At 68.8% G+C, this 22,800-nt stretch carries 24 protein-coding genes; 15 read left to right on the top strand and 9 right to left on the bottom strand.

All coding sequences use genetic code 11. The features are described 5' to 3' along the window. Positions 1-41 precede the first annotated feature (41 nt). Positions 42-854 (bottom strand): SDR family NAD(P)-dependent oxidoreductase, encoded by an 813-nt coding sequence (locus IEZ21_RS20540; RefSeq protein WP_189323369.1) that lies wholly within the window; start codon positions 852-854, stop codon positions 42-44. A 293-nt stretch (positions 855-1,147) separates the two neighbouring features. On the opposite strand from IEZ21_RS20540, the gene IEZ21_RS20535 reads away from it, so the two are divergent. From IEZ21_RS20535 to IEZ21_RS20525, 3 genes are all read left to right on the top strand, one after another. Further along, positions 1,148-1,837 (top strand): class I SAM-dependent methyltransferase, encoded by a 690-nt coding sequence (locus IEZ21_RS20535; RefSeq protein ID WP_189323368.1) that lies wholly within the window; start codon positions 1,148-1,150, stop codon positions 1,835-1,837. Between the two features lie 11 nt (positions 1,838-1,848). After that, positions 1,849-2,247 (top strand): VOC family protein, encoded by a 399-nt coding sequence (locus IEZ21_RS20530; RefSeq protein ID WP_189323367.1) that lies wholly within the window; start codon positions 1,849-1,851, stop codon positions 2,245-2,247. A 438-nt stretch (positions 2,248-2,685) separates the two neighbouring features. Then, entirely contained in the window at positions 2,686-3,765 is a 1,080-nt protein-coding gene (locus IEZ21_RS20525; protein WP_213089327.1) for a ParB/RepB/Spo0J family partition protein, read from the top strand. Between the two features lie 163 nt (positions 3,766-3,928). Here IEZ21_RS20525 and IEZ21_RS20520 read toward each other — a convergent pair whose 3' ends face one another. Together IEZ21_RS20520 and IEZ21_RS20515 are read right to left on the bottom strand one after the other, a co-directional pair. Then, positions 3,929-5,308, bottom strand: coding sequence for an FAD-binding oxidoreductase (locus tag IEZ21_RS20520; RefSeq protein WP_189323366.1), 1,380 nt, complete (start codon positions 5,306-5,308; stop codon positions 3,929-3,931). Positions 5,309-5,493: 185 nt separating this feature from the next. Then, positions 5,494-6,444: a LysR family transcriptional regulator gene (locus tag IEZ21_RS20515; protein ID WP_189323365.1), complete on the bottom strand. Its 951-nt coding sequence runs from the start codon at positions 6,442-6,444 to the stop codon at positions 5,494-5,496. Between the two features lie 58 nt (positions 6,445-6,502). Here IEZ21_RS20515 and IEZ21_RS20510 point away from each other — a divergent pair, with 58 nt between their 5' ends. From IEZ21_RS20510 to IEZ21_RS20500, 3 genes are all read left to right on the top strand, one after another. Then, on the top strand, positions 6,503-6,637 hold the full coding sequence (locus IEZ21_RS20510) for a transposase (RefSeq protein ID WP_189323364.1): 135 nt from the start codon (positions 6,503-6,505) through the stop codon (positions 6,635-6,637). A 245-nt stretch (positions 6,638-6,882) separates the two neighbouring features. Next, positions 6,883-7,797 (top strand): HipA family kinase, encoded by a 915-nt coding sequence (locus IEZ21_RS20505; RefSeq protein ID WP_189323363.1) that lies wholly within the window; start codon positions 6,883-6,885, stop codon positions 7,795-7,797. Next, positions 7,794-8,072: an Rdx family protein gene (locus tag IEZ21_RS20500; protein ID WP_189323362.1), complete on the top strand. Its 279-nt coding sequence runs from the start codon at positions 7,794-7,796 to the stop codon at positions 8,070-8,072. Before IEZ21_RS20505 ends, IEZ21_RS20500 begins: the two co-directional genes overlap by 4 nt. Before the next feature lie 18 nt (positions 8,073-8,090). Here IEZ21_RS20500 and aceB read toward each other — a convergent pair whose 3' ends face one another. Together aceB and IEZ21_RS20490 are read right to left on the bottom strand one after the other, a co-directional pair. Next, positions 8,091-9,713, bottom strand: coding sequence for a malate synthase A (aceB, locus tag IEZ21_RS20495; protein ID WP_189323361.1), 1,623 nt, complete (start codon positions 9,711-9,713; stop codon positions 8,091-8,093). Positions 9,714-9,855: 142 nt separating this feature from the next. After that, a complete protein-coding gene (locus IEZ21_RS20490) occupies positions 9,856-10,455 on the bottom strand; it encodes a nucleotidyltransferase family protein (protein WP_189323360.1) in 600 nt (199 codons plus the stop codon). 188 nt (positions 10,456-10,643) lie between these two features. Here IEZ21_RS20490 and IEZ21_RS20485 point away from each other — a divergent pair, with 188 nt between their 5' ends. Beyond that, complete coding sequence (locus IEZ21_RS20485) at positions 10,644-10,958, top strand: DUF5955 family protein (RefSeq protein ID WP_189323359.1); 315 nt, start codon at positions 10,644-10,646, stop codon at positions 10,956-10,958. Positions 10,959-11,427: 469 nt separating this feature from the next. Here IEZ21_RS20485 and IEZ21_RS20480 read toward each other — a convergent pair whose 3' ends face one another. Continuing rightward, complete coding sequence (locus tag IEZ21_RS20480) at positions 11,428-12,246, bottom strand: IclR family transcriptional regulator (protein WP_189323358.1); 819 nt, start codon at positions 12,244-12,246, stop codon at positions 11,428-11,430. A gap of 243 nt (positions 12,247-12,489) precedes the next feature. Between IEZ21_RS20480 and allB the strand changes: the two genes are divergently transcribed. From allB to IEZ21_RS20465, 3 genes are all read left to right on the top strand, one after another. Then, positions 12,490-13,860: an allantoinase AllB gene (gene allB, locus IEZ21_RS20475; RefSeq protein WP_189323357.1), complete on the top strand. Its 1,371-nt coding sequence runs from the start codon at positions 12,490-12,492 to the stop codon at positions 13,858-13,860. 5 nt (positions 13,861-13,865) lie between these two features. Next, complete coding sequence (alc, locus tag IEZ21_RS20470) at positions 13,866-14,969, top strand: allantoicase (protein ID WP_189323356.1); 1,104 nt, start codon at positions 13,866-13,868, stop codon at positions 14,967-14,969. A 110-nt stretch (positions 14,970-15,079) separates the two neighbouring features. Further along, the gene (locus tag IEZ21_RS20465) at positions 15,080-16,090 is read left to right on the top strand and encodes a DUF6236 family protein (RefSeq protein WP_189323355.1); all 1,011 of its coding nucleotides are present in this window, start codon (positions 15,080-15,082) and stop codon (positions 16,088-16,090) included. Positions 16,091-16,156: 66 nt separating this feature from the next. Here the strand turns inward: IEZ21_RS20465 and IEZ21_RS20460 are convergent, their stop codons facing one another. Next, positions 16,157-16,945 carry an SDR family oxidoreductase gene (locus tag IEZ21_RS20460; RefSeq protein WP_373302254.1) on the bottom strand — a complete coding sequence of 263 codons (789 nt, stop codon included), beginning with the start codon at positions 16,943-16,945 and terminating at the stop codon, positions 16,157-16,159. Between the two features lie 137 nt (positions 16,946-17,082). On the opposite strand from IEZ21_RS20460, the gene IEZ21_RS20455 reads away from it, so the two are divergent. Further along, positions 17,083-17,712 carry a dihydrofolate reductase family protein gene (locus IEZ21_RS20455; protein ID WP_189323354.1) on the top strand — a complete coding sequence of 210 codons (630 nt, stop codon included), beginning with the start codon at positions 17,083-17,085 and terminating at the stop codon, positions 17,710-17,712. 117 nt (positions 17,713-17,829) lie between these two features. Next, positions 17,830-18,222 (top strand): guanyl-specific ribonuclease, encoded by a 393-nt coding sequence (locus IEZ21_RS20450; RefSeq protein WP_189323353.1) that lies wholly within the window; start codon positions 17,830-17,832, stop codon positions 18,220-18,222. A gap of 42 nt (positions 18,223-18,264) precedes the next feature. Here IEZ21_RS20450 and IEZ21_RS20445 read toward each other — a convergent pair whose 3' ends face one another. Further along, positions 18,265-18,465, bottom strand: coding sequence for a hypothetical protein (locus IEZ21_RS20445; RefSeq protein WP_189323352.1), 201 nt, complete (start codon positions 18,463-18,465; stop codon positions 18,265-18,267). Positions 18,466-18,645: 180 nt separating this feature from the next. On the opposite strand from IEZ21_RS20445, the gene IEZ21_RS20440 reads away from it, so the two are divergent. Together IEZ21_RS20440 and IEZ21_RS20435 are read left to right on the top strand one after the other, a co-directional pair. Next, positions 18,646-19,968, top strand: coding sequence for a sensor histidine kinase (locus IEZ21_RS20440; RefSeq protein ID WP_373302253.1), 1,323 nt, complete (start codon positions 18,646-18,648; stop codon positions 19,966-19,968). Between the two features lie 53 nt (positions 19,969-20,021). Further along, the gene (locus IEZ21_RS20435; RefSeq protein WP_189323351.1) at positions 20,022-20,696 is read left to right on the top strand and encodes a response regulator; all 675 of its coding nucleotides are present in this window, start codon (positions 20,022-20,024) and stop codon (positions 20,694-20,696) included. Positions 20,697-20,758: 62 nt separating this feature from the next. On the opposite strand, the gene IEZ21_RS20430 is transcribed toward IEZ21_RS20435, so the two are convergent. Continuing rightward, a complete protein-coding gene (locus IEZ21_RS20430) occupies positions 20,759-21,772 on the bottom strand; it encodes a Gfo/Idh/MocA family protein (RefSeq protein ID WP_189323350.1) in 1,014 nt (337 codons plus the stop codon). A 127-nt stretch (positions 21,773-21,899) separates the two neighbouring features. Between IEZ21_RS20430 and IEZ21_RS20425 the strand changes: the two genes are divergently transcribed. Then, a complete protein-coding gene (locus IEZ21_RS20425) occupies positions 21,900-22,637 on the top strand; it encodes a GntR family transcriptional regulator (protein WP_106972571.1) in 738 nt (245 codons plus the stop codon). Positions 22,638-22,800: the final 163 nt, after the last annotated feature.

Here is a 22,800-nt window from a genome sequence, read left to right as displayed (position 1 = left end):
TGTCGGGCAGGTGGTGGGCAGCCGCGCTGCGGCTGCGGGGATCAGTCGCCCTGGGCTGCCCTGGCCACCGGGTCCCACTGTTCCCAGGTGTGGATCCGGTCCTCGTACACCCTGCGCGCGGTGTCCAGCGCGGAGGCGCCGAGGAAGACGCGCAGCGGCGGGTCCGGTGAGTCGACGATCTCCATGAGCGGGCCCGCGGTGGCTGCCGGATCGCCCGGCAGGGATCCGGCCGACGGGGCCTCGGCCCACTCGGCGTACGCGGCCCCGGGTTCGGCCCACACAGCCGAACTTCCGCGCCAGTCGGTGCGGTAGGGCCCGGGTTCCACGAGGGTGACGCGGATGCCGAAACGGGCCACTTCCTGTGCCAGCGAGTCGCCCAGCCCCTCAATCGCCCATTTGGACGCGTGATAGAGACCGAGCATGGGCCAGGAGGCGATACCGGCGATGCTGGACATGTTCAGAATGTGTCCGTCGCCCTGGGACCGCAGGATCGGCAGCACGGCCTGAGTGACCCAGAGCGTGCCGAAGAAGTTTGTATCGAATTGGGCCCGTGCCTGCTCCTCCGTCACATCCTCGACTGCGCCGAATAGCCCGTACCCGGCATTGTTGACCACGACGTCCAGCCTTCCGAACCGCTCGTGGGCCGCGGTTACCGCGGCCCGGACGGCCTCGCGGTCGGAGACATCCAAAGACAGCAATTGCACGGCGTCGCCGTATTTCACGGCGAGATCGTCGATGGACGCGAGGGAGCGGGCGGTCGCGGCGACCCGGTCACCGCGTTCCAGGGCAGCCTGTGCCCACACTCTGCCGAATCCACGGGACGTTCCTGTGATGAACCAGACCTTTGCGGGCACAAGAGTCCCCCTTGCCTTGTCTTGCCCTTGTCGCACGGCACTTGCGCCGGCTCCGCACAGCGGGGACGGCAGATACTGGGGTCTATTCATTACGAAGATCCGGGCCTGTGTCCATGCCGCGGAAATTCGGTGCTCATACCATGCTTCCGGTGTCCAACCGGGGAACCTCACCGGTTGGACACCGGGTGGCCGGGGTGTTCTTCCGTGCGCCGCCCAAGACGTAGATACTGTCGAAGAGCATCGTTCCGGATCCGGTAACCAGTTCACCTGAATTTCACCGAAAGGACTCCTCGATGGGTCAGTACGATTTTGCCGAGGCCGACTTCAACGCAGTGTATGAGGGCGGAGATCTGCTGCCCGGAGCCGCTATCAAAAGCGTTCCGTGGGACATCGGCGAGGCGCAGCCTGCCGTGATCGAAATGGAGCGCGCCGGACGTTTCAGCGGTGATGTTCTCGATATTGGGTGCGGTCCGGGTGACAATGCCGTATTCCTCGCCGGACGCGATTACCGCGTGACCGCCGTCGACGCCGCATCTGCGGCCATCGAGCAGGCCAAGAGGCGTGCCGAGGGTCTGGATATCGAGTTCGCCGTCGCAGACGCAACCGTCCTGGCCGGATATGAGGGGCGGTTCGACAGCGTGCTTGACAGCGCGTTGTTCCACACGCTGGAAGGGCCGCACCGTCGGCGTTACGTCAGCGCGCTGCACCGCGCCACGAAGCCCGGCGCGCGTCTGAGCATGCTCTGCTTCGCCGATGTCCCCGGAGGGATGCCGGCTCCGCTGTCCGTGACCGAGCGGGATGTGCGTACCACCCTGACCGACGCCGGCTGGGACGTCACTCATCTGTCCCAGGGGGTGTTCGCGGGCGTGGCCGCCCCCGTGAAGACGTTCTTCGAGAAGCTAGGTTCCCATCCCGAGCTGGACGAACGAGGCCGCACCCGGCTGCCGGTCTGGCTGGTGTACGCCGACCGGCAGACCGTCTGAGCGGTGACGCCATGGACTTCCGTGCGTTCCCCGTCGTCCATACCCGGCAGGTCTCCGCCGTCGCCGCGTTCTACGAACAGCTTGGATTCGCGCGCCACACTCAGCATCCCGACGCAGGTGAACCCGGGTTTGTCGGACTGAGGCGGGGCCCGGCCGAGATCGCCGTCTCGGGAATATCGCCGCCGGCGCCCCGCGGCGACCACTCCGCGAACGGCGGGGACCGGTGGGAGATGTTCGTCTTCGTCGAAGAGGTCGACGCCGCCGTGGAACGGCTCCGCAGGGCCGGTGCACCCGTACTGAGCGAGCCTGTCGACATGCCGTGGGGGGAACGGGTGGCCTACGTCACCGATCCTGACGGGAATCGCGTGGCCGTTGCCTCACCCGCGAAGACCGCGGACGGAGCTGCGTGAAGCCTCTGGTGCTGCGCTGCACGCGCCCGTGATCGTCATGCCGGATAGATCGACATCTGCGCATAAAGCAGCCCAGCTGCCGGGAACTGGAGATATCCGACGCAAATCGACATCATCTGGAAGGTGCTATTCCGGATGTGGTGTTGAGAGCGGCTTTCCACTCGTCAAGATTGCGCAAGGGGCTGCATGGCTATTTGAAAGATTGGTATACCAGGGTAATCTTGAGGTGCCCTTGGATCTCCTGGGGCACCCTCGAGCGGGTAATCGAGGGCTGACACCAATCGGGCGAAGGTATCGGAGGTGATGTTGTGCTGGTCAGTCATCCATCGATCTATTGGCATATTCCAGCCGCACCTCGACGGTTCCTGCATGCGGGGGGACGCAAAAGCCCGACGGTGAATATTCACCGTGCGCATCGCGTGACATGAGGAGTTGGAAGTGACGTTCCAGACAGAAGGCACGACCAGCATCGACGTCCTGGAAACCAACCAGCCAAAGCCATCCAGATCCCTCACCAGGTTGCCGTCACGCAGCCACTTCAGCGGGTTGGCAGTGACCGTCCCGATCGACACTCTGCAGGATGCCGATTCAATCCGCCTCTCCGGAATGAATCACGAGCACGTCAATCTTCTGGCCGAAAATCTGGACGACTTACCACCGATCCTCGTGCACGACTCCTCCATGAGGGTCATCGACGGAATGCACCGGCTCCAGGCAGCCCGGCTGAAGAACCGTACGACGGTCCAGGTGATCTACTTCAAAGGAACGGCGAGAGAAGCGTTCCTCCTGGCCGTCGAGTCCAACATCAAACACGGCCTGCCCTTGTCACTCGAGGATCGAAAGGAATCCGCCAAAACGATCCTCCGAGATTTTCCCGAATGGTCGGACCGTGCCATCGCCGCCAAGGTCGGGCTGTCCAACAAGACGGTCGGATCAGTGCGCCGGAACCTTGCGGAGCCCGACGCCCAGCCGAGTATCAGGGTGGGGCTCGACGGACGGGCCCGGCCGATGAGTTCCACCGAAGGCCGGCTGAAAGCCAGCGCCTTCATCGGCGAGCGCCCTGATGCGTCACTGCGCGAGATAGCCAGGACGGCCGGCATCTCCGTGGAGACGGCACGTGATGTACGCAAGCGACTGAAGCAAGGTCAAGGTCCGCTGTTGGATCAGCCGCATCCCGAGCCGCAACCGCGTCACGGTTCCGCCCAGCTGCCGTGCTTGAATCCATGGCAGACGGACCTCGCCGCGACATTCGACTCTCTCAGAAGAGACCCGGCCCTCAAGTACAGCACTGCGGGCCGCAAGTTGCTCCGCTGGCTCGAGGCCCGGATGATTCGTAAGAACGACGTGGACCTGATGCTGCGGACACCCGCCCACCAGGTCGTCAAAGTCGCCGAGGTGGCACGTGTCATCGCGGCTCGCTGGGACGAGATCGCCGTTCAGTTGGAGACCGAGGCATCGGCAGGAGCAGACCACTCCGAGGCTGATCCGGCCGGGAGCGCCGGAGAGGGCTGCACCTAGTGGCCGCCGGAGCTTCGTGCCCGGTTCGGCCGTGGCCAACGCCCCCAGCCAGGTTCTGGCTGGGGGCGTTGGCCACGGAGGATGGCAAAAGACCGGGGCGACCCTGGGTATGTCCATATCTCAGGCATCCCGCGGAGCCGCCCCGGCCAGGGTTTCCACCACGTCAGACCGTGGGCTCGATGTTCTGGTTACGGCGGAAGACATTGGCCGGGTCGTAGACCGCCTTGAGCGAGGACAGCCTGTCCAGGACGGCCTTCTCGTACAGCTCGGACCGGAAGTCGTCGGCGTCCCGCCTGCCGTAGACGAAGTTCAGCGCCCGGCCCAGAGTCCAGTCCGCCACGGCCTCGTCGATCCGCTCGTGCGTCGCGCGTACGTCGGACAGCTCGATGCCCTCGGGCGACGACAGCACCCGCAGGATGTACTGCGCGTCACGGAAGGACACCGCGTTCGCCACCTTGGGGCTGCGCGAGAGAGCACCGCCGAGATGGCGCAGGTCGACGATGCACGACACCGGGGCGTCCGCGCCCGCGAGTTCGCGAACAGCGGTCAGCACCTGCGGGTTGAGCTCGCTCAGCAGCACGCTGTTGCCGTCGTAGTAGTGGGCGAAGTTGGGCTCCCGGTAGATCGAGCCGGCTTCGCTGTAGGGGAGTTCGCCGACGTGCTCCAGAAGCGTCGGTGCGACGTCCCGCCAGGGCCGTACGAGTTCCGGGCCGTCAGCGAGGTCGGTGGTGGCGAAACGGACGTGGACGACGTGCCTGCCGCGCAGCGGTTCGGGGAAGACCGGGATGGGCGGGTAGCCGATCATGCCCACGGACGAGGTCATCGTCTCGGGGACCCGGGAGGTCCACTCGTGGAAGAAGGCGAAGACCGCCTCGGCGTGCTCGAAGCCGAAGAACATGCCGCCGCCGTAGATGCGCTCGACCGGCTGGAGCTCGATCTCCAGACTGGTCACCACACCGAAGTTGTCTCGCCCGCCGCGCAGCGCCCAGAAGAGGTCGGGATCGCTCTCGGCCGTCACATGCCGCAGTTCGCCGTCAGCGGTGACGACGTCGAGGGCGCGCACATGATCGGCGGCGTAGCCGAACTCGCGGGCGAGCAGGCCCATTCCGCCGGCCAGCGTGTAGCCGGCCACACCCACATGTCCGGCGGAGCCGCTGGGCGGTACCAGTCCGTGCGGCTCGGCGCATGCCACCACCTGTTCCCAGCGCGCGCCCGCCTCGATCCTCGCGTACCGGCCCTGCGGGTCCACGGTGACGTCGGCCATCCGCTTGGTGGAGATCAACACGCCACCCTCGTCGAGCACAGTCACACCGTGGCCGGTGGACTGGACCGCGACCGGCAGATCGCCGGAGACGGCGAACTGCACCGCCGCGCGCACGTCCTCGGCCCCGGTTGCTCCGACGATCACGGCGGGCTCGTGGCGGTAGCCGGTCTGGAAGCCGCTGAGTTCCTCTTCGTAGCCGTCCTGCCCCGGGCGGAAGACCGGGCCTCGCACGCGATCGTCCAGGCCGGAGAAGTCGTCCCGCACGTTGTCAGTAGCCATCTGCCAGCGTCCTCACTAGTCATCGCCGAACCCGCCCGGTCAGTCGTGCAGCCGGGCGCCAGTGTCTGCGTTTCATCCTGGGTGGGTCCGGAGCGCAAGTCCAAGAGCGGTCTTTTATCGCTGGCAGAACTACCGGTTATGGAGCGTTGGCGACGAGGAGTTCAGTCGCGGCCCGTCGGCGAGGCTCATGCAAGAGAGGACGCCGTACCGGCCTGTTCGTCGGCGTGCCCCTCAGTCTCTTCACCGATCGATGGTCCCAGCGCGGTGCGCGCGTGATCGATGAACATCCGGGCCGCGGGGCTGAGAGGTCCTTGCGACCGCCAGGCGAGGGCCATCCGCCCGTGCAGCCGCGGGCCGCTGACCGTGAGGACGTGGAGTTCCCCGGGGTACTCGGCGGCGAGGGATGCCGGAATGATGGCCGGCCCGAGGCCGCGAACCGCCAGCTCCGCGAGCACGGTGGGGTCACTGGCCTCGAAGGCCACACGCGACTCGAATCCCGCGGCGGAGCATGCCTCGTCCAGGCAGGCGCGCATGCCGGTTCCCCGGGGAAGGCTGATCAGCCGCTGTTCCCGCAGAGCGTCGATGGTGATGGTGGAGCGCGTGGCCAGCTGATCGCTGGGGCTGACGGCGACGACGAGCGGCTCGTCCACGAAGACGTGGAGCGCGGTGCCCGACGGGGTGGCGGTGGCTGTCAAGGCGACGATCGCCGCATCGAACCGCCCGCTGTGGACGCCTTCCAACAGACAATCGGAGTTCTCTTCGGAGAGAGTGGCCTCGACAGCAGGAAACTCCTTGTGGAAATCGGCCAGCACAGCGGGCAGGTCGAGCCCCGAGCAGGAACGCACCATCCCCACGGAGACCCGCCCCCGGACCAGCCCTGCGAACTCGTCCACGACAAGCCGCACCCCGTCCACCCTGCTGAGCACGGCGCGGGCGTGACCCAGAACAGCAGCCCCCACCTCGGTGAGACGCACCGTGCGTCCCGTACGGTCCAGCAGCTCCTGCCCGAGCTCGGCCTCGAGTCGGCGGATTTGGGCGCTCACTCCCGGCTGCGCGACATAGAGCCGCGCGGCGGCCTTGGTGAAACTCGCTTCTTCCGCCACGGCCACGAAGTACTCCAGCTGACGCAACTCCATGATTGACCATGCTACTTGGCGTTGATGCCTGGCCCGGGAGGCGAGGGCGGATCCCCGGGTGAAGGCCCTCACGAAGCTGCTCGGCGTCGGCCGGCTCACCGCGGTGATCATCGTCGCGGAGATCGGCGAGGTCGCCCGGTTCCCCTCGATCCGTATGCCTCGATCATGCTGGATGCGGGGGAGCCAGCCGTGACGTTGGCGCGATGGCTCGGACACTCCTCGCCGGCTGTCACGCTCGGTTACTATGTTCACTTCATGCCGGAGGCCGGAAGTAAGGGGCGCACCGCCATTGACGGCCTGCTCGGGAGACAGGGAGAGGGGCATGCCAGTCGAAACTCCCCGGATTCTCCCCGGGGCTGGTCGCGAGCGGTTCCCCGGGTTGCAGCCGATTGGGTTCGCCGTGCAATGTGAGGCAAATGGTCCATGGAGCCTTGGAAAATGCTGAGGGAGGTCGCTGCAGCCCGCTATATCGCGCCCCTGCGCTCTGGCGGCTCCGTCCCCGGAATCGTCGAGGCCGATGACCTGGGGACGTACGTCGTGAAGTTCACCGGCTCCGCGCAGGGCAGGAAGGCGCTGGTCGCCGAGGTGATCGTGGGTGAGCTGGCCCGTGCGCTGGGGCTCAGGTTCCCCGAGTTGGTCCTCGTGCACTTCGACCCGTCGATCGCCGACGGGGAGCCGCATCAGGAGGTGCGGGACCTGCACAGCGCCAGCGCCGGCGTCAACCTCGGCATGGACTTCCTGCCGGGCGCGAAGGACTTCACGCCCGAGGTCGCCGAGACATTCCGCGTCGACCCGCTGGAGGCGGGCCGGATCGTCTGGCTCGACGCACTGACCGTCAACGTCGACCGTACGGTCCACAGCTCCAACCTGATGGTCTGGCCCACGTTCGGCACCGCGCCCCCGCACCTGTGGCTGATCGACCACGGCGCCGCCCTCGTCTTCCACCACCGCTGGGACGCGACGGAACCGGAGAAGGCGTACGACTTCCGGCATCACGCGCTCGGCCACTACGCCCCGGACGTACGGGCCGCCGACGCCGAGTTGGCGCCCCGCGTGACCGAACGGCTGCTCCGCGAGATCACGGCCGAGGTGCCGGACGCCTGGCTCGCGGACGAGCCGGGCTTCGCCACGCCCGACGAGCTGCGCGAGGCCTACGCCGGCTACCTCCACGCGCGCGTGCGCGCATCGGCGGCGTGGCTGCCCACGGATTTCCCCACCCGGGAGGAACTCGCCGCCGAGGAGGCCCTCCGCGCGGCGAAGAGTCAGCGAGGCCGTCCGAAGTGGCTCCAGCGGGTCCCCGACCTGCACGGCAAACCGGCGGCGGAACAGGATTGGTCGGTACACCTCGGATGACCCACCGCGTTCAGATCGAGTACTGCACCCAGTGCCGCTGGCTGCCGCGCGCCGCATGGCTGGCGCAGGAGCTCCTCACGACCTTCGAGGCCGAGCTGACGGAACTCGCCCTCAAGCCCGGGACCGGCGGAGTCTTCGTCGTACGCGTCGATGACGAGGTCGTCTGGGACCGGCGCGAGCAGGGCTTCCCGGAGCCGACGGCCGTCAAGCGCCTCGTACGCGACCGAGTGGCCCCGGGCAGGACCCTGGGCCACTCGGATAAACCGGCGGACTGACTCGGCTTTCGAGCTGACTCAGCCGGCGAGCTGCTCGTACGCGGGCAGCGTCAGGAAGTCCACGTACTCCTCGTCCAGCGACACCTTCAGGAGCAGGTCGTGGGCCTGCTGCCAGTTGCCGGCTGCGAAGGCCTCGTCGCCCAACTCGGCGCGGATGGCGGCCAGTTCTTCGGCGGCGACCTTGCGAGCCAGCTCCGGTGTGGCCTTTTCGCCGTTCTCGAACTCGACGCCCGCGTTGATCCACTGCCAGATCTGGGAGCGGGAGATCTCGGCGGTGGCCGCGTCCTCCATCAGGTTGAAGATCGCGACCGCACCGAGGCCGCGCAGCCAGGCCTCGATGTAGCGGATGCCGACCTGGACGGCGTTGACGAGGCCCGCGTACGTGGGCTTGGCGTCGAGGGAGTCGATGGCGATCAGGTCGGCTGCCTTGACGTCGACGTCCTCGCGCAGCCGGTCCTTCTGGTTCGGCTTCTCGCCGAGCACCGCGTCGAAGGAGGCCATCGCGATCGGCACGAGGTCCGGGTGCGCCACCCAGGAACCGTCGAAGCCGTCCCTCGCCTCGCGGTCCTTGTCGGCCTTGACCTTCTCGAAGGCGACCTTGTTGACCTCCTCGTCGCGCCGCGAGGGAATGAACGCCGCCATGCCGCCGATCGCGTGCGCGCCGCGCTTGTGGCAGGTGCGCACGAGGAGTTCGGTGTACGCGCGCATGAACGGGGCCGTCATCGTCACCGCGTTGCGGTCCGGCAGCACGAACTTCGGCCCGCCGTCACGGAAGTTCTTGACGATGGAGAAGAGGTAGTCCCAGCGGCCCGCGTTCAGCCCCGAGGCGTGGTCGCGGAGTTCGTAGAGGATCTCCTCCATCTCGTACGCCGCCGTGATCGTCTCGATGAGGACGGTGGCGCGGATGGTGCCCTGCGGGATGCCGACGTAGTCCTGCGCGAAGACGAACACGTCGTTCCAGAGGCGGGCCTCCAAGTACGACTCCGTCTTGGGGAGGTAGAAGTACGGGCCCTTGCCGAGGTCGAGCAGGCGCTGCGCGTTGTGGAAGAAGTACAGCCCGAAGTCGACGAGCGCGCCCGGGACCGGGGTGCCCGAATCGTCCACCAGATGGCGCTCGTTGAGGTGCCAGCCGCGCGGGCGCATCACGACCGTCGCCAGCTCCTCGGCCGGCTTCAGGGCGTACGACTTGCCCTCGGGGGAGGTGAAGTCGATACGGCGCTCGTACGCGTCGGTGAGGTTGAGCTGGCCGAGGACCACGTTCTCCCAGGTGGGAGCCGAGGCGTCCTCGAAGTCCGCGAGCCAGACCTTGGCGCCCGAGTTGAGGGCGTTGATGGTCATCTTGCGGTCGGTGGGTCCTGTGATCTCGACGCGACGGTCGTTCAGGGCCTCCGGTGCCGGGCCCACCTTCCAGGAGTCGTCGGCGCGGATCGCGGCGGTCTCGGGGAGGAAGTCGAGCGTGGAGGTACGGGCGATCTCGGTGCGGCGCTCGGCACGACGGGCGAGGAGCTCGTTGCGCCGGGGCGTGAACTGCCGGTGCAGCTCGGCCAAGAAGGCGAGCGCCGCGTCCGTGAGGACCTCACCCTGCCGGGGCAGGGGCTCGGCGTCGACGATGGCCAGCGGGGACGGCGCTGGTGCGGACATGAGCTGTCACTTCCTTCAGCGAGCTGACTTCAGTACACGGCGGCACTGGGTGCCAGTGGATACTAATTTCCTCATGGTGGAAGTTCAATGTTTTGTTGATGTCAGGATTCTCCGAGTCATCCGAGTCACAAGATTCTCTGAGTCACTCGAGGTGGATCAGATCGCTTTCCGTGTCGATGTCGTACGCCTGCGCCACATCACCGCACTCGACGAGCGTGATCGCGTCGTCGTGAGCCTTCAGATAGGCGCGTGCCCCGCGATCCCCGACCGCAGTCGCGATGATGCCTGGCCAGTGGTCGGCGCCGAACAGCACGGGATGCCCGCGTACGCCGTCGTACGCGGCTGCCGCGAGCGATGCCTCGGAGTCGTACGCGGCGAGCACGCGGGCCACCGCCTCCGGCCCGATGCCGGGCTGGTCGACCAGCGACACCACGGCGGCCCGCGCCCCCGTACCGGCCAGCGAGTCGAGCCCGGCGCGCAGGGAGGTGCCCATGCCCTCCTCCCACTGCGCGTTGTCGACGAGGACGCAGCCGGGCAGTACGGCCCTGGAACGTACGAGGTCCGCCCGCGCCCCCAGGACCACATGCACCCGGGCGCAGCCGCCCGCAAGCAGCACCCCCGCCGCGTACTCGACGAGGGGGCGCCCCCGGTGCTCGAGCAGCGCCTTGGGCCGCCCGCCGAGCCGTCGGCCCCCGCCCGCCGCGAGCAGCAGCCCCGCCACCTGGTCCCGTTTCGCTGTCATGCCTCCTGAATACCTGACGCCGGGGCGAGTTCATGGTTTCCATGGACTGAATTTCGGCTCTCGGAGTGGCGCCCACCGCTCCGGGTGGCGTTTACTGGCCCGCGGCCCCCCGGTGCCTGACCAACGCCACGGGGCGCCCGACAGAGGCAGTACGTCCGGCGCACGAAGGAGTGCGAGGGGGGAGAGCTGTGTTGCGGAGCTTGGGGCAGAGGCGGCCAGTGACCGGCAGCGACGAGGATCCAAGGGTGGCGGAGCTCAGGACCGCGGTGTCCAGGCTGCGCCGCGAACTCGCCGCGCATCCGGCCGAGTTCCCGGATCGCGGGATCGCGGAGGACGAACTCGCCGCGCTCGCCGCGATGACGGTCAGTGGCATCCCGGAGGTACCGCGGCTGCGCCGCTCGCTGCTGCTGATCGCCGGCTCCATCGGGTCGGTGAGCGCGCTGGCGCCGCGTCTGCAGGAAGTGCGTAGCGCGGTGGATCTGTTCGGGGAGCCGCGCCGCTGAGCGCCACTGCCTCCGGCGGTTGGGCGGTTTTTGGGTGCGGGTTTGTGGGTGGCTGGTCGCGCAGTTCCCCGCGCCCCTGGGTGGGTGGGGGGTGCGGGGTCGTGGGCCGGTGCGTCAGCCCGTCGCAGGGCGGGCATACGGCCCTGGCCTGGTACAAGGCCCTGGTCCTCCGAGACAGAACCTAAGCGACGGGCATACGACGCACCGGCCCACGACCCCTCCCGCCGGAGGGAAACTGCGGGTAGTTGGGGGTGCGGGCTCCCCCCGGCGCGGACTTGCTCAGGGCGCGAACTTTTCTGGGGGCACGGGCAGCCGCAGGCTTTTGCTTTTAGGGGCGCGGGGAACTGCGCGACCAGCCACGACGCACCCGCAGCCGCGACACGACATGTTACCCACCACCCCCTGGCGGGAGCCTGGGGCGCAGCCCCCTCACGCGGTGGAGCCGTAAATCGATACAGCCCCGCGCCCCTTACGGGGCGCTTGGCCCCGAGCTCGCCAGTGCCTCCGACAGTTCCATCGCGATCTGCTGCAGCACGGGCACGGTCTTCTCCGTCATCGTCTCCGTGACGCGGCCGGCCGGGCCGGAGATCGAAATCGCCGCCGCGGTGGGGGAGTTGGGCACGGAGACGGCGAGGCAGCGGACGCCGATCTCCTGCTCGTTGTCGTCCACCGCGTACCCGGAGCGGCGTACCTCTTCGAGTGCGGTGAGGAATGCGTCCGGCGTGGTGATCGTCTTCTCTGTGGCGGCCGGCATGCCCGTGCGGGACAGCAGTGCGCGCACCTCGTTCGCCGGGAGGTGCGCGAGCAGCGCCTTGCCGACGCCGGTGGAGTGCGGCAGCACCCGGCGGCCGACCTCGGTGAACATCCGCATCGAGTGCTTGGACGGGACCTGGGCGACGTACACGATCTCGTCGCCGTCGAGCAGTGCCATGTTCGCCGTCTCGCCGGTCTCCTCGACCAGGCGGGCCAGGTAGGGCCGAGCCCAGGTGCCGAGCAGCCGGGACGCGGACTCGCCGAGGCGGATCAGGCGGGGGCCGAGCGCGTACCGCCGGTTGGTCTGCTGGCGTACGTAACCGCAGGCCACCAGCGTGCGCATCAGCCGGTGGATCGTCGGCAGCGGGAGTCCGCTGCTCACGGAGAGCTCGCTGAGGCCGACCTCGCCGCCCGCGTCCGCCATTCTCTCCAGCAGGTCGAAGGCGCGCTCGAGGGACTGGACGCCACCGCTGGGTGCGGAAGTCTTCGATGCGGAGGCATCCGCGGGGGCGTCGCTGGCGCTGGGCGTCGGCACGGGCGTTCCTTTCAGGTCCGGCAGGAGGGGAAGCCTATCGGCCGGTCGGTTTGTTGACTGACCGGCTGCGGATAACTACGTTCTGCTTGATGGAAGATTAATTCCGCTTTACGGAAGGCGCTAGGCATAGGGGCGCGCTCTTGACGGGGCAGGGCCCGCGGTGAAGACTCTTCAACATAACGTTGAATTTCGCATTGTGGAAGAGGCGGAAGCAGCGGAACGGTACGGCAGAGAGGGGTCCGGGTGTCCGACGACGGATGGAGCGAGGGACAGGGCGAAGGGCGGGGCGAACTGGTCCTGCGCTCGACGCGCGTCATCACTCCCGAAGGGACGCGCGCCGCCTCGGTCGCGGTCGCCGCGGGCAAGATCGCGGGCGTACTGCCGTACGACGCCGAAGTGCCCCCCGGAGCGCGGCTCGAGGACTTCGGCGACGACGTCCTGCTGCCCGGTCTCGTCGACACCCACGTGCACGTCAACGACCCGGGCCGCACGGAGTGGGAGGGCTTCTGGACCGCCACCCGCGCCGCGGCGGCCGGCGGCATCACGACGCTGATCGACATGCCCCTCAACTCCCTTCCGCCGACCACGACGGTCGACCACCTTCGTACCAAGAAGGACGTCGCCCGGTCCAAGGCGCACATCGACGTCGGCTTCTGGGGCGGGGCTCTGCCCGACAACGTCAAGGACCTGCGACCGCTGCACGACGCCGGAGTCTTCGGCTTCAAGGCGTTCCTCTCGCCCTCCGGAGTCGACGAGTTCCCCGAGCTGGACCAGGAGCAACTCGCCCGTTCGCTGGCCGAGATCGCCGGATTCGACGGCCTGCTGATCGTGCACGCCGAGGACCCGCACCAGCTCGCCGCCGCCCCCCAGAGGAGCGGCGGCAACTACGCCGACTTCCTCGCCTCCAGGCCGCGCGACGCTGAGAACACCGCCATCGCCCAGCTCATCGCGCAGGCAGGGCGCCTGCACGCGCGCGTGCACGTGCTGCACCTCTCGTCCAGTGACGCGCTGCCACTGATCGCCGCCGCCAAGCGGGAGGGCGTACGGCTGACCGTAGAGTCCTGTCCGCACTACCTCACGCTCACGGCCGAGGAAGTCCCGGACGGGGCCAGCGAGTTCAAGTGCTGTCCGCCGATCCGTGAGGCGGCCAACCAGGACGCGCTGTGGCAGGGCCTGATCGACGGCACGATCGACTGCATCGTGTCCGACCACTCACCCTCCACCGCCGACCTCAAGACGGCCGACTTCGCCACCGCCTGGGGCGGCATCTCCTCGCTCCAGCTGGGCCTTTCGGCGATCTGGACGGAGGCACGCAGACGGGGCCGCTCCCTCGAGGACGTCGTTCGCTGGATGTCCGCGCGCCCCGCCGAACTGGCCGGGCTCTCCCAGAAGGGCGCCATCGAGGCCGGCCGCGACGCCGACTTCGCGGTCCTCGCGCCCGAGGAGACCTTCACCGTCGACCCCGCCGCGCTGCACCACCGCAACCGGGTCACGGCGTACGCGGGCCGGACCCTGCACGGCGTCGTCAAGTCCACCTGGTTGCGCGGCGAACGCATCGTGGCCGACGGCGAGTTCGGCGAGCCCACCGGCCGACTTCTCGAAAGGAACAGCTGATCAACGTGACGGCGACACCTGGCTTCACCGGCGACGCGAGCCCGTACGGAGGCGGCGATCCGTACGCGGACTACCGCACCGCCGACTTCCCCTTCACGCGGTACGCCAACCTCGCCGACCGCCGCCTCGGCGCCGGTGTCATCGCCGCCAACGACGAGTTCTTCGCCCAGCGCGAGAACCTGCTCGTGCCCGAGCGCGCCGAGTTCGACCCCGAGCACTTCGGGCACAAGGGCAAGATCATGGACGGCTGGGAGACACGGCGCCGCCGGGGCGCCTCCGCCGAGCATCCGTGGCCCACGGCCGAGGACCACGACTGGGCGCTCGTACGCCTGGGCGCCCCCGGAGTCGTACGCGGCATCGTCGTCGACACCGCGCACTTCCGTGGCAACTATCCGCAGGCGGTGTCGGTGGAGGGTGTGTCGGTGCCGGGGTCTCCGTCGCCGGAGGAGTTGCTGTCGGACGACGTGAAGTGGACGACTCTCGTGCCCCGTACGGCCGTTGGCGGCCACGCGGCCAACGGCTTCGACGTCTCCCTGGAGCAGCGCTTCACGCATCTGCGCGTCAACCAGCATCCCGACGGGGGCATCGCCCGCCTCCGCGTGTACGGCGAGGTCGTGCCGGACCCCGAGTGGCTGACCGTGCTCGGCACCTTCGACGTCGTGGCCCTGGAGAACGGCGGCCAGGTCGAGGACGCGTCCAACCTCTTCTACTCGCCCGCCACCAACACCATCCAGCCGGGCCGTTCCCGCGCGATGCACGAGTGCTGGGAGACACGCCGCCGTCGCGACACGGGCCACGACTGGATCCGCTACCGGCTCGTCGCCCGCTCCGAGATCCGGGCGATCGAGATCGACACGGCGTATCTGAAGGGCAACTCGGCCGGGTGGGCCTCGGTGTCGGTGAGGGACACCGAGAGCGGCGACTGGGCCGAGGTCCTGCCCCGCACCCGTCTCCAGCCGGACACGAACCATCGCTTCGTCCTGTCCGGGCCGGTCGTGGGTACGCACGCGCGCGTGGACATCTTCCCGGACGGGGGGATTTCGCGGTTGCGGCTGTTCGGGTCGCTGACGGAGGAGGGGGTGGCGCGGCTTCGGGAGGTGGCTGGCTGACCTCCGAGGGGCGCACGGCCGGAAGCCCCGGTGCGGTCCTCCGCACCGTCGCGTTCCGCTACGGTGAACTACCGCCTGTAGGCGGGAAGTTCAGTGCGCGGGGAGATGTGATGGCGGTTCTGCTCTATTACCCCTTGGTGACGCCGCCCACGGAGATTGTCCATCAGGCGCTGCTCTACTGGGACGGCCTCGCCTCGGTCGTACCGCGAGACCCGGAGGTCTACAGCGCCGCCGTCTCCAGGGAGTTGGAGGACTTGAGGAGCCAGGCCCTCTATACGCCGCTCACCTTCGACCGCCAATCCATGGATTCACTGGACGACCCCCGTTTTGGGGGTGCGTTCCGCGGCAGTCTGGCCTCACAGGTACTGATACAGGAGCTGCAGTACCTGGATGCGAACCGCGAGCGGTTGCTGGCCGGACCGAGCGCCGTCATCTACGGCTCGAAACTGAGCTACTGGTTGGAGCGGGAGCTGGTCCGGCGCGAGCTGGCCGTTCCGAACCGGGACCGGGGTTTCTGGAGCCTCGTAGTACCGGCAGAGGTATGGCAGCTAATCGTCGGTGTCACGGTCCGCGAGCTGACGTGCGGCAGGTATGCCTCGTACGTCCCCTACACGGAAAGCGATGACGCCTACAGGCGGGCCTGGAGCGCCCCCACTCGGGACCGTGTGCCCGCCTGGGAGATCGAGCTGGGCAAGCTGCTGCCTGTCCCCGCCCCGGGCACTGCCACCGCCGACGTCCTCGCCTTCCGCGAGCGCTACCGCGACGAGCGGCTGCGCCTGATGAGGGCCCTCCACCGCATGGTCGGAGACCTGCGGCGCGACTACGACCACCCCGCCGATGTGCTGGCCCAGCTGAAGGCGGAGCTGAAGGACGCCGTCCAGGACTACCGGGGAGCGGCGAAGAGTAGCCGGATGGCGTGGGTGAGCCGGGGAGTGACGGTCACAGTGGCGGTGTCCGCCGCTGCTCTGGGCGCCCTGGTCGTGCCCGACGTCGGGTGGCTCCTGGGTGTGGGCAGCGGCTATGCGCTCAACGTGGCCACCCGGGAGATCCGTCCGCTGAGCGAGGCCCGGGATGACCACGACTTCAGCTATCTGCACCGGGTCGAGCGGGACCTGCCCTGAATCCGCAGGGAATCCCAGGGATCCCGCCGGGCGCCTCAGGCCGCGATGACACGGCAGCCTGTTACCTCAGGCCGCATACCCCCCATCCACCGCGAACTCCGCCCCCGTCACATACCCCGCCTCAGCCCCCGCCAGGTACGCGACCATCGACGCCACCTCCCCCGCGGAGCCGAACCGACCGAGAGCCGTGACCGCGCTCTGGGCCGCCGCGTACGGCCCTGTCGCCGGGTTCATGTCGGTGTCGATGGGCCCAGGGTGGACGATGTTCGCGGTGATGCTCCGATCGCCCAGCTCGCGCGCGAGTGCCTTCGTGAGGCCGGTCAGCGCGGACTTGCTCATCGCGTAGAGGGTGCCGCCGGGACCGGGTACGCGCTGCGTCATGCAGCTGCCGATCGTGACGATGCGGCCGCCGGAGGCGAGATGCGCGGCAGCCGCCTGGGCGGTGAGGAAAACGCCGCGCACATTGACCGCGAGGATGCGGTCCACATCCGCGGGGGACAGTGTCGGCAGCGGACCCAGAAGCCCGACACCCACGTTGTTGACCAGCACGTCGAGCCGCCCCAACACCTCAACGGTCCGCCCGACCGCCCCCGCCGCCTCATCCGCGTCCGCGGAGTCCGCCCGCAGCGCCAGACCTCGCCGGCCCAGCGCTTCGATCTCCCGTACGACGTCCTTCGCGGCTTCCTCGCCCTGTACGTACGTGATGGCCACGTCCGCGCCGTCCCGCGCGAGCCGGAGCGCCGTGGCCGCTCCGATACCGCGGCTGCCGCCGGTCACGAGGGCGACCTTGCCGTGCATCGGATTCCGAGAAGCGTCCGTGAGGTCCTGAGAAGCCATGGGCTCTTGAGAAGTCATGGCTTCATCACACCGGCTGGCGCATCCCGGTGCTGGCGGCAAACGGACTCCGAGTCCACGGACCGATGAGTTGCGGACGCGAGAGCGGTCTGAGCTGATGACAGAGACACCACCTCCTTCCAAGGAAGGCACTCATCATGGGCAAGCTCACCCTCACCAGCTTCGTCACCCTCGACGGCGTCTACCAGGCCCCCGGCGGTCCCAACGAGGACACGCGCGACGGGTTCGAGCACGGCGGCTGGAGCGTTCCGTACGGCGATGAGGACTTCGGACGGTTCATCGACGAGGTCTTCGGCCGGGCGGGCGCGTTCCTGCTCGGACGCCGTACGTACGAGATCTTCGCCGCGCACTGGCCCAGGGTCACCGACCCGGGCGACCCGGTCGCGGGCAAGCTCAACTCCCTGCCCAAGTACGTCGCCTCGTCGACCCTGACGCAGGCCGACTGGGCCGGTACGACGGTCGTCCGCGGCGACCTCGCCAAGGAGGTCACCGCGATCAAGGAGAACACCGGCGGGGAACTCCAGGTCCACGGCAGTGGCGCCCTCGCCCAGTCCCTCCTGGCGCTCGATCTGGTCGACACCGTGCACCTGCTGACCTTCCCCGTCGTACTCGGCACGGGCCGCCGTCTCCTCGTCGAGGGCGCCGTACCGACCGCGTTCACCCACACCGAGGCCCGCGTCACGAGTACGGGTGTCGCCATCCACACGTATGAGCTGGCAGGGCGCCCGCAGTACGGCTCGTACGAGCTGCCGGCGGAGACCGCGTAGCGGCGATATGCCGGCCGCCCGGCAGGTTAACTCCCGGAAAAATCATGCGACTTGCCGGGCGAAATTGTCGGCCTTGACATTGACATGCCACTGTCTACGCGCGTCATGCTAGGAGTCATGAGATTCCCCCCACGCACCACTCGCATCGGCGCCCTGGTCGCCCTCGCATCCGCCCTCCTCATCGGCGGCGCCGCCACGGTCCCCGCGACCGCGGCGCCGACCGCCGTCGGCAACGTCTGCTACAGCGCACTGCCGTCCCAGGCGCACGACACGCTCGACCTGATCGAGTCGGGCGGCCCCTTCCCCTTCCCCCAGGACGGCACCGTCTTCCAGAACCGCGAAGGCATCCTTCCTGACCAGAACACCGGCTATTACCACGAGTACACGGTGATCACGCCCGGCTCCGACGACCGCGGTGCTCGCCGCATCGTCACGGGTGAGGAGCAACAGGAGGACTACTACACCGCGGACCACTACGAGTCGTTCCGGCTGGTCAACTACAGCTGCTGACCAGCAGCCGTCCCCCATGCGGCTGCTGGTCACCGCTGCCGGTCACCCGGATCTCAGGCTCTCGGCGACCGCGAACAGCGCGAGCGACAGAACCACCAGCGCGACGCTCGCGTAGATCTCGTAGTCGTCGAGGAAGCCGACTCGTTGTACGAGGCCGATGTCCCAGTCGGTGAACTCGTGCACCAGGCCGGCCGCGCCCTGCAAGAAGGCGATCACGCCGAGAAACTCCAGAACCTGCTTCATGGCAGGATCCTCGCCCCGCGGACCCCCCACGCTCATCGGCCGCGGGGCGAGGTATGCCTGACGGAAGTCTGGAGTCCGTGCGGAGGGGGCGCGCCGAAAGTCTTCGGTGGTGCGACTTTGGTCGGCGATCGTGCACGGAGGGGAGGTGTGGATGGCCGTTGATGCGTAGATTTGCCGACCGTGAGAGGTAACGAGCGTACGTCGGGGGCGGGACCAGGAGCGGCAGGGCTGACGCCCGAGCCGGAAGCTGTTCCCGGGCCGTTGCCCGGGCGGCGCTGGCTGCCCTCGGCGGTCGCCGTCGAGATCGACCCCGACCGGGTGGCGCGCGTCGGGCGGACGGGGCGGCCCCGGCGTACCGTGCGGGACTGGGTCGTCGACTTCGCCGCCTTCCTGGTGGCCGTGATCGTTGGCCTGCTCGGTGCTGACACGCTGTCCCAGACCCCTGACCTCCCGCGTGCGCTGGAGGTCGCCGACCAGTGGATCGGTGCATTTTCCTGTGCCGCGGTCTGGCTGCGTCGCCGCTGGCCGGTCGGCCTCGCCGCGGTCATGGTTCCCATCAGCTTCGTCTCGACCACGGCAGGCGGGGTGGGCCTGGTCGCGCTGTTCACGCTGGCCGTGCACCGGCCCTTCAAGTACGTCGCCTGGGTCGGCGGTGCCCACGCCGTGCTGTCCCCACTCTTCTTCTATCTGAGGCCCGAGCCCGATCTCGACTACGTCCCGTCGGTGCTCATCGGGTGGGTGCTCACCGCCGCGATCGTCGGCTGGGGCATGTACGTCCGTTCCCGCCGTCAGCTCCTGCTGAGCCTGCGGGATCGTGCCCAGCGCGCCGAGACGGAGGCCTCGCTCCGTGCCGAGCAGGCGCAGCGGCTGGCCCGGGAGGGGATCGCTCGCGAGATGCATGACGTACTGGCCCATCGGCTGACGTTGCTGAGCGTGCATGCGGGGGCGTTGGAGTTCCGGCCCGATGCGCCTCGGGAGGAGGTGGCCCGGGCTGCCGGGGTCATTCGGGAGAGTTCGCACGAAGCGTTGCAGGACCTGCGGGAGATCATCGGAGTGTTGCGGTCCGGGCCCGCGGGCGGGGAGTCGGGGGAGCCCGGGCGGCCTCAGCCGACGCTCGGGGCGCTGGAGTCGCTGGTCTCCGAGTCGCGTGAAGCCGGGATGAAGGTGAGCCTCGACAACCGCGTTGCCGATGCCGCCTCGGTGCCCGCCTCCGTCGGGCGTACCGCGTATCGGATCGCTCAGGAGGGGCTGACCAATGCGCGCAAGCACGCGCCCGGGGCGGAGGTGACGGTGTCCGTTTCGGGGGTGGCGGGTTCAGGACTCACCGTGTCCGTACGCAATCCGGCTCCGCCGGGGGAGGTGCCGCTGGTACCCGGGTCCGGGCAGGGGTTGATCGGGTTGACGGAGCGGGCGATGTTGGCGGGGGGGCGGCTTTCGCATGGGCCGGTGGGGGATGGGGGGTTCGAGGTGTCGGCTTGGTTGCCGTGGGGCTCCGGCGGCTAGGCCCGAGCCCAACGCCACCGTAAGAACCCCCAGTTCATGATTACGTGAGGCTCATGACTCCGATCCGTCTGCTCCTCGTCGACGATGACCCGCTGGTTCGCGCCGGACTGGCCTTCATGATGGGCGGTGCCGATGATCTCGAGATCGTGGGGGAGGCCGCCGACGGGAGCGAGGTGGACGAACTCGTCGAGCGGACCCGCCCCGATGTGGTCCTCATGGACATCCGGATGCCGAACGTGGACGGACTCGCCGCCACGGAACGGCTCAGGGAGCGAAAGGACGCGCCGCAGGTCGTCGTGCTGACCACCTTTCACGCCGACGAGCAGGTCCTGAGGGCACTGCGAGCGGGCGCCGCCGGATTCGTACTCAAGGACACCCCACCGGCGGACATCATCGAGGCCGTACGCCGTGTCGCGGCCGGCGACCCCGTTCTCTCCCCCACGGTCACCCGCCAGTTGATGGCGCACGCCGCGGGCGGCAGCGGCCCGGACACCCGGCACGCGACCGCCCGCAGACGCATCGCAGCTCTCAACGACCGCGAACGCGAAGTGGCCGTCGCCGTCGGACAGGGGCACTCGAACGCCGAGATCGCCCGCGAGCTGTTCATGAGCGTCGCCACCGTCAAGACCCACGTGTCCCGCATCCTCGCCAAGCTCGACCTCAACAACCGAGTACAGATCGCCCTGTTGACGTACGACGCGGGACTCCTGGAGGGCGACGGGCACTGAGCGCTGAGAGCGACCAGCCCCAGATGGCCCGCAGCTTTCGAGTCGCCTCTCCAGCGGAGCGTTCAGTCCCGGCCGCCCGGGATCTCCGCCACCGACACCAACCGGCGCTCGCGCCGCGAGAGTTCGCACGCCTCGGCGATCCGCAGCGCCTGCAGCGCCTCGCGCCCGTCGCACGGGTTGGCGCGCTCCCCGCGCACGACCTCGACGAAGGCGTGCAACTCCGCCTCGTACGCGGGCGCGAAGCGCTCCAGGAAGCCGGTCCACGGCTTGGTCGCGGGCGGCGGGCCGGTCGGCTCCGTGGAGGCGATCGGCGTACGGTCGTCCAGGCCGACGCCGACCTGGTCCAGCTCACCGGCCAGTTCCATGCGTACGTCGTATCCGGCGCCGTTCATCCGGGTCGCCGTCGCCGTGGCGAGCGTGCCGTCGTCCAGGGTCAGGACGGCCGCGGCGGTATCGATGTCATGCGCCTCGCGGAACATCGCGGGCCCGGCGTCCGAGCCCATCGCGTACACCTCGGTGATCTCATGGTCCGTCACCCAGCGCAGGATGTCGAAGTCGTGCACCAGACAGTCCCGGTACAGGCCGCCCGACAGCGGGAGATACGCGGCCGGGGGCGGCGTCTGGTCGGATGTCATCGCCCGCACGGTGTGCAGCCGCCCGAGGCTGCCCGAGCGCACCACCTCGCGCGCGGCCGTGTAGCCCTCGTCGAAACGGCGCTGGAAGCCCATCTGCAGGATCGTTCCGGCCGTCTCGACCTCGGCGAGTGCGTGGAGCGTGCCCGGCAGATCGAGGGCGATGGGCTTCTCGCAGAACACCGGGAGCCCGGCGCGTGCTGCCCGACCGATCAGTTCGGCGTGGGCCGACGTGGCCGCGGTGATGACGACGGCGTCCACGCCCCAGGTGAAGATCTCATCGACGCTGGGAGCGGCCGTGGCGCCCAGACGGTCGGCCAGCGCACGGGCCCGGGCGGTGTCCGCGTCGGTGACGATCAGAGATCCGCCGACCTCACGATGGCGACTGAGAGCCGTCGCATGGAATGTACCGATACGACCCGTTCCGATAAGTCCGATGCGCATGGGACCAAACTGCGGCTGAAACCAGCCCGCTGTCAAGCTTTGTCCTGACAATCGAACTTCACGACTTCCCGTCATCATTCACCAGAGCTACGCTCGCCCCGTGCCCAAAGCAGAAGTGGATCCGACCGTGACGCTCCAGCTCAGCGTCGACCGGAGCAGTCCGGTGCCGTTGTACTTCCAGCTGTCCCAACAGCTCGAGGCGGCGATCGAGCACGGCGCGCTCACGCCCGGCAGCCTCCTCGGCAACGAGATCGAGCTCGCCGCGCGGCTCGGCCTGTCCCGGCCGACGGTTCGCCAGGCCATCCAGTCCCTCGTCGACAAGGGCCTCCTCGTACGCCGCCGCGGCGTCGGCACCCAGGTCGTACACAGCCAGGTCAAGCGCCCGCTGGAGCTGAGCAGCCTGTACGACGACCTGGAGGCGGCCGGCCAGCGCCCGGCGACCCGGGTCCTCGTCAACACCGTCGTCCCCGCGTCGGCCGAGATCGCCGCCGCCCTCGCGGTGGCCGAGGGCAGCGACGTACACCGGGTGGAACGGCTGCGCCTGGCCCACGGCGAGCCGATGGCGTACCTCTGCAACTTCCTGCCGCCCGGCCTCCTCGACCTGGACAGCTCCCAGCTGGAGGCCACCGGCCTGTACCGGCTGATGCGCGCCGCCGGCATCACCCTGCACAGCGCCCGCCAGACGGTAGGAGCCCGCGCCGCCACCGTGGTGGAGGCGGACCGCCTGGGCGAACCCGAGGGTGCTCCCCTCCTCACCATGCAACGCACGACGTTCGACGACACGGGGCGGGCGGTGGAGTACGGCACGCATACGTACCGGGCGTCGCGCTACTCGTTCGAGTTCCAACTGCTCGTACGCCCGTGAGTTCCCCTTTTCCCGCGACCGTACGGGGAGCGCCCTGTAAGGGGCGCGGGGAACTGCGCGACCAGCCACGACGCACCCGTGACCTTGTAAACGGCCTGCAGTTTCCAGGCGGCCCCAAGCGAAGCGAAGGGGCTCCCCGTGCAAGCCAGCGCCAGCGTGCGGC

Source organism: Streptomyces flaveus (assembly GCF_014647675.1).
GTDB classification, from domain to species: domain Bacteria; phylum Actinomycetota; class Actinomycetes; order Streptomycetales; family Streptomycetaceae; genus Streptomyces; species Streptomyces flaveus.
This window is presented reverse-complemented; position numbering and strand designations above follow the sequence as displayed.